13 protein-coding genes, 1 tRNA gene and 1 pseudogene are annotated in these 10,906 nt (G+C 63.5%); 8 read left to right on the top strand and 7 right to left on the bottom strand.

What is annotated here, in order from left to right; genetic code table 11:
- Positions 1-214 (top strand): nicotinate-nucleotide--dimethylbenzimidazole phosphoribosyltransferase (locus EN884_RS11545; protein ID WP_206617581.1); only part of this gene is annotated, 214 nt, incomplete at its 5' end.
- An 89-nt stretch (positions 215-303) separates the two neighbouring features.
- Positions 304-564 carry a hypothetical protein gene (locus EN884_RS11540; protein WP_063168251.1) on the top strand — a complete coding sequence of 87 codons (261 nt, stop codon included), beginning with the start codon at positions 304-306 and terminating at the stop codon, positions 562-564.
- A 113-nt stretch (positions 565-677) separates the two neighbouring features.
- Here EN884_RS11540 and EN884_RS11535 read toward each other — a convergent pair.
- Together EN884_RS11535 and EN884_RS11530 are read right to left on the bottom strand one after the other, a co-directional pair.
- Positions 678-753 (bottom strand) — tRNA-Lys (locus tag EN884_RS11535).
- A gap of 106 nt (positions 754-859) precedes the next feature.
- Positions 860-1,768 (bottom strand): PhzF family phenazine biosynthesis protein, encoded by a 909-nt coding sequence (locus tag EN884_RS11530; RefSeq protein ID WP_063168252.1) that lies wholly within the window; start codon positions 1,766-1,768, stop codon positions 860-862.
- Positions 1,769-1,869: 101 nt separating this feature from the next.
- Between EN884_RS11530 and EN884_RS11525 the strand changes: the two genes are divergently transcribed.
- The 4 genes and pseudogenes from EN884_RS11525 (at position 1,870) to EN884_RS11510 (ending at position 5,458) form a co-directional block, all read left to right on the top strand.
- The gene (locus tag EN884_RS11525) at positions 1,870-3,162 is read left to right on the top strand and encodes an efflux RND transporter periplasmic adaptor subunit (RefSeq protein ID WP_063168253.1); all 1,293 of its coding nucleotides are present in this window, start codon (positions 1,870-1,872) and stop codon (positions 3,160-3,162) included.
- A 4-nt stretch (positions 3,163-3,166) separates the two neighbouring features.
- On the top strand, positions 3,167-3,880 hold the full coding sequence (locus tag EN884_RS11520) for an ABC transporter ATP-binding protein (protein ID WP_063168254.1): 714 nt from the start codon (positions 3,167-3,169) through the stop codon (positions 3,878-3,880).
- Positions 3,877-5,084: pseudogene (locus tag EN884_RS11515) on the top strand (ABC transporter permease). The gene EN884_RS11520 and the pseudogene EN884_RS11515 overlap by 4 nt, the downstream one beginning before the upstream one ends.
- A gap of 131 nt (positions 5,085-5,215) precedes the next feature.
- Positions 5,216-5,458, top strand: a complete 243-nt coding sequence (locus EN884_RS11510) for a hypothetical protein (protein ID WP_013531069.1) — start codon at positions 5,216-5,218, stop codon at positions 5,456-5,458.
- Here EN884_RS11510 and EN884_RS11505 read toward each other — a convergent pair.
- Both EN884_RS11505 and EN884_RS11500 read right to left on the bottom strand, forming a co-directional pair.
- The gene (locus EN884_RS11505) at positions 5,455-6,171 is read right to left on the bottom strand and encodes a hypothetical protein (protein WP_063168256.1); all 717 of its coding nucleotides are present in this window, start codon (positions 6,169-6,171) and stop codon (positions 5,455-5,457) included. The two genes, EN884_RS11510 and EN884_RS11505, sit on opposite strands and share 4 nt — an antisense overlap.
- A 3-nt stretch (positions 6,172-6,174) precedes the next feature.
- Positions 6,175-7,287 carry an endonuclease/exonuclease/phosphatase family protein gene (locus EN884_RS11500; RefSeq protein WP_013531067.1) on the bottom strand — a complete coding sequence of 371 codons (1,113 nt, stop codon included), beginning with the start codon at positions 7,285-7,287 and terminating at the stop codon, positions 6,175-6,177.
- A 189-nt stretch (positions 7,288-7,476) separates the two neighbouring features.
- On the opposite strand from EN884_RS11500, the gene EN884_RS11495 reads away from it, so the two are divergent.
- Positions 7,477-8,043, top strand: coding sequence for a BA14K family protein (locus tag EN884_RS11495; RefSeq protein ID WP_013531066.1), 567 nt, complete (start codon positions 7,477-7,479; stop codon positions 8,041-8,043).
- A 107-nt stretch (positions 8,044-8,150) separates the two neighbouring features.
- Here the strand turns inward: EN884_RS11495 and ilvC are convergent, their stop codons facing one another.
- The 3 genes from ilvC to EN884_RS11480 form a co-directional block, all read right to left on the bottom strand.
- Entirely contained in the window at positions 8,151-9,170 is a 1,020-nt protein-coding gene (ilvC, locus tag EN884_RS11490) for a ketol-acid reductoisomerase (RefSeq protein ID WP_013531065.1), read from the bottom strand.
- Positions 9,171-9,270: 100 nt separating this feature from the next.
- Positions 9,271-9,984 carry a TetR/AcrR family transcriptional regulator gene (locus EN884_RS11485; RefSeq protein WP_244514306.1) on the bottom strand — a complete coding sequence of 238 codons (714 nt, stop codon included), beginning with the start codon at positions 9,982-9,984 and terminating at the stop codon, positions 9,271-9,273.
- 118 nt (positions 9,985-10,102) lie between these two features.
- A complete protein-coding gene (locus EN884_RS11480; protein WP_063168257.1) occupies positions 10,103-10,561 on the bottom strand; it encodes a MarR family transcriptional regulator in 459 nt (152 codons plus the stop codon).
- 99 nt (positions 10,562-10,660) lie between these two features.
- Between EN884_RS11480 and EN884_RS11475 the strand changes: the two genes are divergently transcribed.
- A partial coding sequence (locus tag EN884_RS11475) for a glutathione S-transferase family protein (RefSeq protein ID WP_164894978.1) occupies positions 10,661-10,906 on the top strand: 246 nt, incomplete at its 3' end.

The following is a 10,906-nucleotide window of genomic DNA, read 5'->3' as shown; positions in this document are numbered from 1 at the left end:
GACCGGCCTCGCCCACACCATCGCAGCCCATGTCTCCGCTGAGTCAGTCCATCGCGGCCTGCTAGAAGCGCTCGGCCTGCCGCCGCTGCTCGGCCTCGGCATGCGGCTGGGCGAAGGCTCCGGCGCCTGCCTCGCCGTCAACATCGTCCGCTCGGCGCTGGAGTGCCATGCCCGCATGGCGAGTTTTGCCGAGGCTGGCGTTTCGGAGAAGTAATTATTCATTCCCCGTATCGGCCGACAAAGATGCCGTTGTCACGACAAAGGAGGCATCTTACCGTAACGGCGATTCTCAAATAGATTTTTGTGGATGAAGAAATTTCATCCTGCCGCAGCTGCGGTGTTATCGCCGGGGCGGTCGCTGTTGTGTTCCGTCACAGCAGCTATTCAAGTCATGGCCCGATCGACACCGGCATTTTCGTTGTCTTCCTGGTCTTCTTCTGGTGGCCCATCAGCGATTTCTCCGGGGGAAAAGACGGAATTGGCGCCAGCGATGCTGCAGCCGGGGAAAAGAGCCTTGCTTTTCGATTCGGCCGGTTTCTGAGCCGCATTTTTCAACTCGGCTAAATCGCCACAAGATCCGGATAGCGCGTTTGAAGAATCACGGTCGGACAGCCTTGCCCGAGATGCGCCAAACGCGTCTCGCTTTCAGGGTCTTTCCACCAACTCTTCTAGGAATTTGGTGGGTGCGCACAGGATTGAACTGTGGACCCGCTGATTAAGAGTCAGCTGCTCTACCAACTGAGCTACGCACCCACTCGGCCGGCAAAAACCGGCGTTGGCGGGCATATAGCCGCCACCATCGGTCCTGTCCAGCCCTGCCGGAATCATTTCCCGACAAATCGACCGAGCATGCGTTCGATCAAACGAACAGCTTGCCCTCCGCCACCTTGATTGCGTTGCCGCCGATGCGCGCCGAGGCCAGTTTTCCGCCTTGCACGGTCAGTTCGAGGCGGATGCGCGATGGCCGGCCCATCTCCAGCCCCTGCTCGATCCACAGCTGTGAAATGCCATCGGTCGGCGCGTCGAAATGCATGATGGCGCCGGCAAAGGCGGCTGCCGCCGAGCCGGTCGCCGGATCCTCATAGGAAGGCGTGCCAGGCACGATCATGCGCACATGGAAGGCGCTTTCGTGGTTCACCGTCTCGCGGCAGTAGACATAGGGGCTGGCGAAGGCCCATTCGCTCTTGCGCGGCGCCAGTTCCGACCAGGCCTGGTTGTCCAGCCGGATGCGACCCGCCGCCTCGAGATTGGCAACCGGGATGGTGACATAGGGCACGCCCGCCGACCAGAACGCGACGCGGTGATTCTCGAAGCCGATCTCATGCGGCGTCAACCCAAGCGCGGCACCGATCGCCTCCGGATCGGCATCGAGCTTCAGCGGCTCCGGCAGCTTGGCCAGGTCGAACTCGGCAAAAGTGTTGCCGTCATGCTTGCTGACGGCGCACCGCACCGGACCGATGTTTTCCTCCAGCACGAAGATGCCGGCGCCGCCCTCTTCCGCCAGTTCGGCCAGCGCGATCGCGGCGCCGACCGTCGGATGGCCGGCGAACGGCATTTCATAGTCGGGCGTGAAGATGCGGATGCGGTTTTTGTGCTTGGGATTGGCCGGCGGCAGGACGAACACCGATTCGGACAGGTTGAATTCGCGCGCGATGGCCTGCATCGCGGCCGTGTCCAATCCCTTGCTGTCGAGCACGACGGCCAAAGGATTGCCGGCCAGTCGCTCGGTCGTAAACACATCGTAAAGCAAGTAATTCCGGGTTTTCATTCCTGCCTCAATCCCAACATGGGCGAAATTTAATTTGATATTTGAACCGGTAAGCCTGATCTGTGCACAGATAGGGACATTGCGCATTATAGGGGTCCAGCGTGGACCAGATTGTCAATCTGCCAAAGACGGAATCGGATTCCGCCATCGAGACGGCGCTTGGGCTCGACCAGACAGGCCGGCGCAGATCGCGCCGTCGTGGGTGGCTCTATGCGTTGCTGGCGCTGATCGTGCTCGCCGCCGCGCTTGGCCTCTATCAATGGTATGCGGGCTCGCCGGCCAGGATTGACTACACCACAGTGCCTGCCGCCAAGGCCGACCTCACCGTCGCGGTGTCGGCGACCGGCACGTTGCAGCCACTCACCCAGGTCGATATTTCAAGCGAACTGTCCGGCATCATCCGCTCGGTCTCGGCCGAGGAGAACCAGCAGGTCAAGAAGGGTGACGTGCTGGCGACACTCGACACGGTGAAACTCGAAGTCCAGATCGAGCGCGCCGAAGCTTCGGCCAAGGCCGCCGCCGCCAATGTCGAGGACGCCACGGTTACGCTGGCCGAAAACGAGAAGGCGCTGGTGCGCGCCGCCGAACTGACCAGGCGCGGCATGGCGACCGACCAGTCGCTTGAAGCGGCAACCGCCACGCGCGACCGTTCCAAGGCAGCTCTCGACAGTGCGCAGGCCAACCTCGCCATCGCCCAGGCCGACCTCAAGGCGCAGCAGACCGACCTTGCCAAGAGCACAATCTATGCGCCGATCGACGGCATCGTTTTGACGCGCTCGGTCGATCCCGGCCAGACGGTCGCCTCCTCGCTGCAGGCGCCGGTGCTGTTCATCATCGCCGCCGATCTCAGGAACATGGAACTGGTGGCGGCGGTCGACGAGGCCGACATCGGTGCGGTCAAATCCGGCCAGCATGCCCGCTTCACCGTCGATGCCTTCCCCGAGCGGCCGTTCGATGCCGAGATCCGCGACATCTCCTATGCCTCGGTCACCACCGACGGCGTCGTCACCTACAATGCGCGGCTCGAGGTCGACAACAACGAGCTGCTGCTGCGGCCCGGCATGACCGCCACCGTTTCGGTCGTCACCAAGCAGGCCAAGGACGTGCTCACCGTGCCGGCCACCGCCTTCCGCTTTCGCCCGGTCCAGCAGGCCGCACGCGGCTGGAGCCTCAGCGACCTGTTCACCGGCCGCATGGGCCGCCCCGGCGGCAACCGCCAGCGCCAGGCCGCCACAGTGCCCACCGACGGCTCGCGCACGCTCTATGTGCTGGAGAACGGGCGTCCGCACCCGGTCAACGTCAAGATCGGCTCGACCGACGGCGAACTGACCGAGATCATTTCTGGCCTCGACGAAGGCGCACAGGTCATCACCGCGTCGCAGCAGCGGAGCTGATACCGTGGCTGCCGGTGCTGCCCTCATCACCTTCGACAAGGTCTGGAAGAGCTATGGCCAGGGCGAGGCCAAGGTGCATGCGCTGGCCGGCGTCGATCTTGCCATCCGGCGTGGCGAATTCGTCGCCATCATGGGGCCGTCCGGCTCCGGCAAGTCGACGGCGATGAACATCATCGGCTGCCTCGACACGCCGACGGCCGGAACCTATTCCTTCATGAGCATCGACGCCGGCCGCCTCGACCGCAACCGCCGCGCCATGCTGCGCAACCTCTATGTCGGCTTCGTCTTCCAGGGTTACAATCTGCTGGCCCGCACCACGGCGGCCGAAAATGTCGAACTGCCGCTGATCTATCGCGGCGTGGCCGCCCGCGAGCGCCGCGACCTTGCCATGCAGGCCCTGGCGGAGGTCGGCCTTGTCGGCCGCGAGCACCACACGCCGGCCGAACTGTCCGGCGGCCAGCAGCAGCGCGTGGCGATCGCGCGCGCCATCGTCACGCGCCCGACGCTGCTCGTCGCCGACGAGCCGACCGGCAACCTCGACACCGCCCGCACGCACGAGATCATGGAGTTGCTGACGCGGCTCAACAAGGAGCTTGGCCTGACCATCGCCATGGTCACCCACGAGGCCGACGTCGCCGACTATGCCGAACGCACCATCCGCTTCCTCGACGGCCACGTCGCCTCCGATTCCAGGAAGCTGGAGATCGCACAACCATGATCTGGGAAACCGTCCGCCTGTCGCTGCGCTCGATCCGCCGCAACGTGCTGCGCTCGTTCCTGACCTTGCTCGGCATCGTCATCGGCGTTGCCGCCGTCATTGCCATGCTCACCATCGGGTCGGGCACCACGCAGAAGGTCAAGGCCGACATCTCCAAGCTCGGCAGCAATCTGCTGGTCGTCCGCTCCGGTCGCCCGGCCGGTCCCGGTGGCCCGGGCGGGCTCGACCAGGTGGTGCGTCCGCTGGCCGAAAAGGAGCTGGCGGCGCTGGTTGCGCATCTGACTGGCGCCCGCGCCATTTCGCCGGCTTCGCAAAAGCAGGTCCGGGTCATCTTCGGCACCGAGAGCCTGACCTCGGGCGTCACCGGCACCGACAGCGCCTATCTCGATGCGCGCGACTGGAAACTGGTGTCGGGCCGCCCGTTCAGCGATTCCGAAACCCGCTCGGGCACAGGCGTGTGCCTGATCGGCGAGACGGTGCGCCAACAATTCTTCGGCGCTGGCGATCCCGAGGGCGAGATCATCCGCGTCAACCGCAGATCATCGGCCTGCTCGAGCCCAAGGGCTATACCGGCTTCGGTCAGGATCAGGACAATGTCGTGCTGATGCCGCTGCACGCCTACCAGCGCCGCATCGCCGGCAACCGCGACATCGACAACATCTACATCGCCGCCGATGACCGCACGCCGACCAGCGAGTTGCAGCCGCGCGTCGAGGACATTCTGCGCGACGCCAGACGCATCACGCCCGATCGTGAAAGCGATTTCGCCATCCGCGACATGACCCAGATCGCCGACGCCATGGCCAGCGCCACCACCACCATGACCGGCATGCTGGGCGCCGTCGCCGGCGTCAGCCTGCTGGTCGGCGGCATCGGCATCATGAACATCATGCTGGTGTCGGTCACCGAACGCACCCGCGAGATCGGCATCAGGCTCGCCATCGGCGCGCATGAAAAGCACATCCTCATCCAGTTCCTGGTCGAGGCGACGGTGCTGTCGCTGCTCGGCGGCATTATCGGCATCCTGATCGGGCTGGCGCTGGCCGGCCTCGCCGCGGTGACGCTGACCATCCCGTTTGCGCCGAGCCCGGCGGTGATCCTGCTCGCCGTCGGCTTTTCCGCCCTGATCGGCATGGTGTTCGGCTTCTTCCCGGCGCTGCGCGGCGCCAGGCTCGACCCGATCGACGCACTTAGGCACGAATAGGGCAACCGGCCGAAACGCGGCCGGCGCTCAGACCGGTTTTGCACAGCCTTAGACGTTTCCACCCTACCCGCCACTGTCGCCGCGCCGTTCATGATGCTAGGGCAATTCACGCTTGGGTGGAGGAATAGCCAATGAGCAAGAAGGCACGACTGATCCTGACGATGGTCGTCATCGAGGCCTTCCTTGCAGGCATCTGGTGGTATCTCGCCCGCTTCGGCATGGCCAATCCCGATCGCGTCACAGCCGATTTTCAGGCAGTCGTCGGCCAGACCATGGGAATGGCGATGGGCGGTTTGCTCGGCATCGGCTTCATCCTGTTCCTCGTCGCCGCCCGCAACGATCGCAACGCGGCACAGAACAAGACGCGCCCTTAACTCCCGTTTGCGAAATGCCACTCGATCAGCGGCTTCATGTGCGGTGACAGGCCGACCGGCAGGTCGGCGGCATGGCGGATGATCACTGGCCCGTCGATCTCCGGCTCGGTTTCGGTGGCGACGAAGGCTGAGATGCGCTGGGCGATCTCGTCGGCGGGCGCCGCCGCGTGGTAGCGGCGGAAGATCACCGTGCCGCTGTTGGTCGACATGGCGTGGTAGCGTTTGCCGCGTTCCGCGGCTGACAGGTCAAGACCGGTTTCCTCGCGCACTTCGCGGATCATGTTGAAATCGACATCGACCAGGCCATCGCGAAAATCGACCGGCTCGAATGAGCCGGCGGCAAAATAGACGCGGCCGGCGTTGACCGTGTGCGGACCCATGCGGATCGCCACCAGCGCATTGTCGGCAGCCACCAGCATGGCATGGGCATAGGCATGCTCGGCGCCCGAATTCTCGCGCCGCTTCCGCCACAGCATGAAAGTCGAATAGTTGACCGCATGGCAGCGGCCGGCGAGACGGTTGTCGCGGTAGGCAAGCTGCGACAGCAGCACCACCATGCCGTCGAACAGCGCCGGATTGGCAGCGATTTCGTGCTGCCAGTTCTCGGCGATCGCCTCTGCATTGTCCCTTGCGAACGGGTGCGGACCGGGATCGAGCCGGACGTCGATGGCGTCGACCGGCAGGATGACGTTGCGTGGCAGGTCGAAACTCATGCGTCAGGTCATGTCCAGCGTGATCGCCACCGGGCAATGGTCCGACGCCTTCGGCCGGTCCCAGCCGGCACGCGGAAAGCGGTCGACCTCCTGCCCCGGCGGAAAAATGGTGCGCCAGGGCTGGCCGTTGCGGATGATGTCGGGAACAGCCGTCGCGTTGCTGGCGGCGAGCCCCTTCGACAGCAGGATGTAGTCGAGCTGGCACAGATGCCGCTCTTCCGGTCCGCGCGTGTGGTAGAAACTCCAGCGGTTCATCTCCGGCCGCCGCTCGACGACGTTTTCGCAGAAGCCGCCGGCCGTCAGCACGTTGATGCAGGACAGGGCTTCGTCGACCACCTCGAAGCGATAGCCGTCGATCGCATCGCCGGCCACCTTCACACGCTGGCGGTAATCGTTCATGTCGCCGCAGATTGCCCAGCGTTTGTCGGCGGCATAGTCCTTGCCGAAGCGCTCCTCGATGATGCGCCGCACGGCCTGCGCCTCCGCGATGCGCACCGGCATCGTCGCCTCGCGCCCGTCGAGCCCGTTGCGCGGCGAACCCATCGACTTGAAATGCACGAGATAGAGCGTCAGCGGCACGCCGCCCACGGTGACGTCGATCTCCAGGCAGTCGCGCCGGAAAATGCGCTCATTGGCCTGATTGCCCAGTGCCTCGAGTTCCGGCGTGTGCAGCCCGAACTGCTCGTAGGTGACATAGGCGTGGCTGGTCATGCGCACGAATTCGATCGGCTGGCCCTGGGCGGTCTCATTGCGCATCATCACGGCAACGTCGATGCCGCGTGAATCATTGCCCGATGTGGTGTATTTCTGCCGGTAGCCCTGCCCCACCATCTTGAACAGATAGCCATATTCGAAGGCCTTCAGCGCCTCGATGTTGTCGACCTCCTGCATGCAGATGATGTCGGCCCGGGTGGCAGCGATTGCCAGCGCCGTCAGCTGGCGCGTGTCGTCGGATTGGGCGATGGCGCGGGCCTGCTCCAGCATCCTGTATTCCGCCTCGCTCTGGATATCGAACAGCGCCAGCGTTCGATCCTCGTTGAGCTGGTTGCGATAGCCGGAATAATCGAACCTGTTCATCAGGTTCTCGACATTGAAGGTGGCAAGGCGCAGCGACATGCCATGACCTTTGCCCGCAAGTGCTTCGGAAAACAAGCGCGCAGGATCACCATCTGAGATCGATTGGTCTTGGGCGCGTTCGCGTCATGGTTGACGGAACCTTTCCGTTCATCCGCCGTTCAGATGCAAACATCCATTGTTGCCCCATTCCTCGGGTGGGCGTGGGGCCTGTAACTCTTGGAGAGTGCAATGAATTCGCTCTTTTCTTCCACGGTCAAATCGGGGCTGCTAGCCCTGGGTATCCTCTCCGGCGTCACGGCACCGTCCGCCGCCGGCCCGATCATGCAACCGGACCTGTCGATTCCCACCAGCACCGCGGCGCCGAATGTCACGCCGGTCCGCGACAGCTGGGCGGGCGGCAACAACAACCGTCAGTTCAACAACGACAATTGGAGATGGCGCCGGTCGGGCAATTGGGACGGCGGCCGTCGGCACTGGCACGGCGGCGGCGGTCACTGGAATGGTGGAGACAACTGGCGTTGGCGCCATGGTCGCCATCACTATCGCGGCGGCCGTTACTACGATGATGGCGCGAGTGCCGCGATCCTGGGCCTTGGCCTGGGGCTTGGCCTCGGCAGCATGTACAACAACTACGACTACTATGACCGGCCGGCGCCGCGCCGCTACTACCGCGCGGGACGGCTTTCGAGCGCCCATGTCCAATGGTGCTACAACCGCTACCGGTCGTACCGGGCCTACGACAACACGTTCCAGCCCTACAACGGCCCGCGCCAGCAGTGCTACTCACCCTATTGATGGGCTGGCCCTGTAGCTGAGCTGACCGACAGAATGAAAAAACGGCGCCACGTGGCGCCGTTTCTTGTTCATGGAAGCTGCTATTTTCGAGCGCTTGTGGATTTCGCTCAGTTCTTCGCCTTGTCGACCAGCTTGTTTTTGGAAATCCACGGCATCATCGCGCGCAGCTTGGCGCCGACTTCCTCGATCTGGTGGCTGTCATTGTTGCGGCGGATGCCCTTGAAGCGGGACATGCCGGCGCGGTACTCCTGCATCCACTCCGAGGTGAATTTGCCGGTCTGGATGTCCTTCAGCACGCGCTTCATCTCGGCCTTGGTCTCGGCGGTGATGATGCGCGGACCCGAGACATATTCGCCCCATTCGGCGGTGTTCGAGATCGAGTAGTTCATGTTGGCGATGCCGCCTTCATAGATCAGGTCGACGATCAGCTTGACCTCGTGCAGGCACTCGAAATAGGCCATCTCAGGCGCGTAGCCGGCTTCCACCAGCGTCTCGAAACCGGCCCGGATCAGCTCGACCAGGCCGCCGCACAGCACGACCTGCTCGCCGAACAGATCGGTCTCGCATTCCTCGCGGAAATTGGTCTCGATGATACCCGAACGGCCGCCGCCGACGCCGCAGGCGTAGGACAGGGCCAGGTCGAGCGCATTGCCCGAGGCATCCTGGTTGACGGCGACCAGGCACGGCACGCCGCCGCCCTTCTGGTATTCGCCGCGCACCGTGTGGCCGGGGCCCTTCGGGGCAATCATGACGACGTCGACCGTCGACTTCGGCTCGATCAGGCCGAAATGCACGTTGAGGCCGTGCGCGAAGGCGATAGCGGCACCATCGCGGATGTTCGGGGCGATCTCGTTCTTGTAGATGTCGGCCTGCAGTTCGTCCGGCGTTGCCATCATCATCAGGTCGGCCCACTTGGCCGCGTCCGCCACGCTCATCACCTTGAGACCGTCGGCCTCGACCTTCTTGGCGGTTGCCGAGCCGGCCTTGAGGCCGATTGCGATCTCCTTGGCGCCGGAATCCTTGAGGTTGAGCGCATGCGCCCTGCCCTGGCTGCCATAGCCGATGATGGCGACCTTCTTGCCCTTGATCAGATTGAGATCGGCATCACGATCGTAATAGACGCGCATTTTGTCTTCCTTCCCGTTTATAAATCAGAGCATGATGCCGAAAAGTGTGAAGCGGTTTTCGGACGACATCATGCTCTATCTTCTTGATTTAGAGACGAATTCAGATTTCAGGTCGACTTGACCTGAAATCATCCGGCTCTAGGGCCTTGCGGCCGGTTGTTGCTCCATGAAGAGCGAGAAACTGCTGCGTCGCCCGCGCGGCATCGCCGCCGATCGCCGCCTCAGTCAATTCCAGCCGGTCGCCGAGCAGCAGACGGATCTGCACATCGCGGGCGACCAGCCCGAAAAAGGTGCGAAACGCCGTCTCGGCATCCGCGAAATCCAAAAGCCCGGTCCGTCGGCCGGCCTCGAGCACCGGCTTCAGCCGCTTGGCCAATGCGAAGCGGCCGTTCTCCAGCACCACGGCGCCGAGATTGTCCTTGCCGGAGCCCGCATGGCTGACCGCCACCCGATTGAGCGCGATCGACGTGTCGCTGGAAATCACCTTGAGCCAATCCGAGGCGAAGCGCTCGAGGCTCGCGGTCAGCGAGGCAAGATCGAGCCCCTTGCGGTCGACCGGTGCCACCCGCACTTTCGAGGCCTGCCATTGCACCGTCGCTGTCAGCAGCCCGTCGCGGTCGCCGAACCATTTGTAGAGCGTTTCCTTGGAACAGCTGGCGCGGCGCGCCACGGCGGTCATGGTCAGCTGGTCGCCCTCTTCGACCAGCAGCCGCAACGCCGCGTCGAGCACGGCCTTCTGCCGCTCTGTCAGCGCTTCGCTGGTGTCGATGTCAGGCACGATGTGCAACACGCTCTTCTCTCGAAAGGTCGGCATTCCCGATAGGCCGTACCGTACGTTACGGTTCGGCATATTGCGCGATCCGAGGCCGTGCGCAAGAGGACGAGAGCAAAATATCTGCAAAAATGGACAGGCGCTGGCGCGACAGGCTCGCTTAATCGCTGGCTGGCGGATGGCGCAACCGTCCAAGCAGTGCCGAGACCATGGTCAGCTCATCCGCCGACAGTTTGGCGCCAACCAGTTCGGCGATCGAGCGTCCGTACACAGCCCACATCTGGCGGCGTATGTCTCGCCCCTTGGCCGCGATGCGGATGGTCTGGCCACGGCCGTCATCGGCCACCGGCAGTTTCTCGACGAGCCCATCGGCCTCGAGCCGGGCCAGCAGGCGCGAAATGTTGTATTGGGCGAACAGCGTGCGCTCGATGAGCTGGAACGGCCGCAGCCCGCCCTCGCCCGCCTCGGCGAGTTCATGCAGCACGTCGTACCAGGCAAGTGGGGGCAGACCGGCGGCCTTCAACGCCTCTTCGGCGCTCTCCATCAACTGGCGCGATACGCGCATCAGGCGAGCCCAGGCCTTGATGGCTTCGGGCGAAGGCGCGGCTTTCTCGGTCATGGCGCACCTTAGACGATAGATGCAATTGCATCAAGCTTGACGATCAATGCATATGCATCTACATAGATGCAATTGCATTAATCAGGGAAAGCCAATCCGATGAAACACGAAATCTGCAAACGCGCCGACAAGCTCATTCTCGTCAGCCATCACCTCTGCCCCTATGTGCAGCGCGCCGCGATTTCGCTGGCCGAAAAGGGCGTGCCGTTCGAACGCGTCGATATCGACCTCGCCAACAAGCCGGACTGGTTCAAGGCGATCTCGCCGCTCGGCAAAGTGCCGCTGCTGCGCGTGCAGCGGAATGGCGAGGAAACGGTGATCTTCGAATCGGCCGTCATCCTGGAA

Source organism: Mesorhizobium sp. M7A.F.Ca.AU.001.01.1.1 (assembly GCF_004022735.1).
GTDB classification, from domain to species: Bacteria; Pseudomonadota; Alphaproteobacteria; order Rhizobiales; family Rhizobiaceae; genus Mesorhizobium; species Mesorhizobium ciceri.
This window is presented reverse-complemented; position numbering and strand designations above follow the sequence as displayed.

Bases quoted from the DNA above. Each gene is read 5' to 3' on its own strand.
- EN884_RS11530 (WP_063168252.1), bottom strand. From the start codon at position 1,768: ATGAAAACCCGGAATTACTTGCTTTACGATGTGTTTACGACCGAGCGA.
- EN884_RS11510 (WP_013531069.1), top strand. From the start codon at position 5,216: ATGAGCAAGAAGGCACGACTGATCCTGACGATGGTCGTCATCGAGGCC.
- EN884_RS11505 (WP_063168256.1), bottom strand. From the start codon at position 6,171: ATGAGTTTCGACCTGCCACGCAACGTCATCCTGCCGGTCGACGCCATC.
- EN884_RS11500 (WP_013531067.1), bottom strand. From the start codon at position 7,287: ATGTCGCTGCGCCTTGCCACCTTCAATGTCGAGAACCTGATGAACAGG.
- EN884_RS11495 (WP_013531066.1), top strand. From the start codon at position 7,477: ATGAATTCGCTCTTTTCTTCCACGGTCAAATCGGGGCTGCTAGCCCTG.
- ilvC (WP_013531065.1), bottom strand. From the start codon at position 9,170: ATGCGCGTCTATTACGATCGTGATGCCGATCTCAATCTGATCAAGGGC.
- EN884_RS11485 (WP_244514306.1), bottom strand. From the start codon at position 9,984: ATGCCGACCTTTCGAGAGAAGAGCGTGTTGCACATCGTGCCTGACATC.
- EN884_RS11480 (WP_063168257.1), bottom strand. From the start codon at position 10,561: ATGACCGAGAAAGCCGCGCCTTCGCCCGAAGCCATCAAGGCCTGGGCT.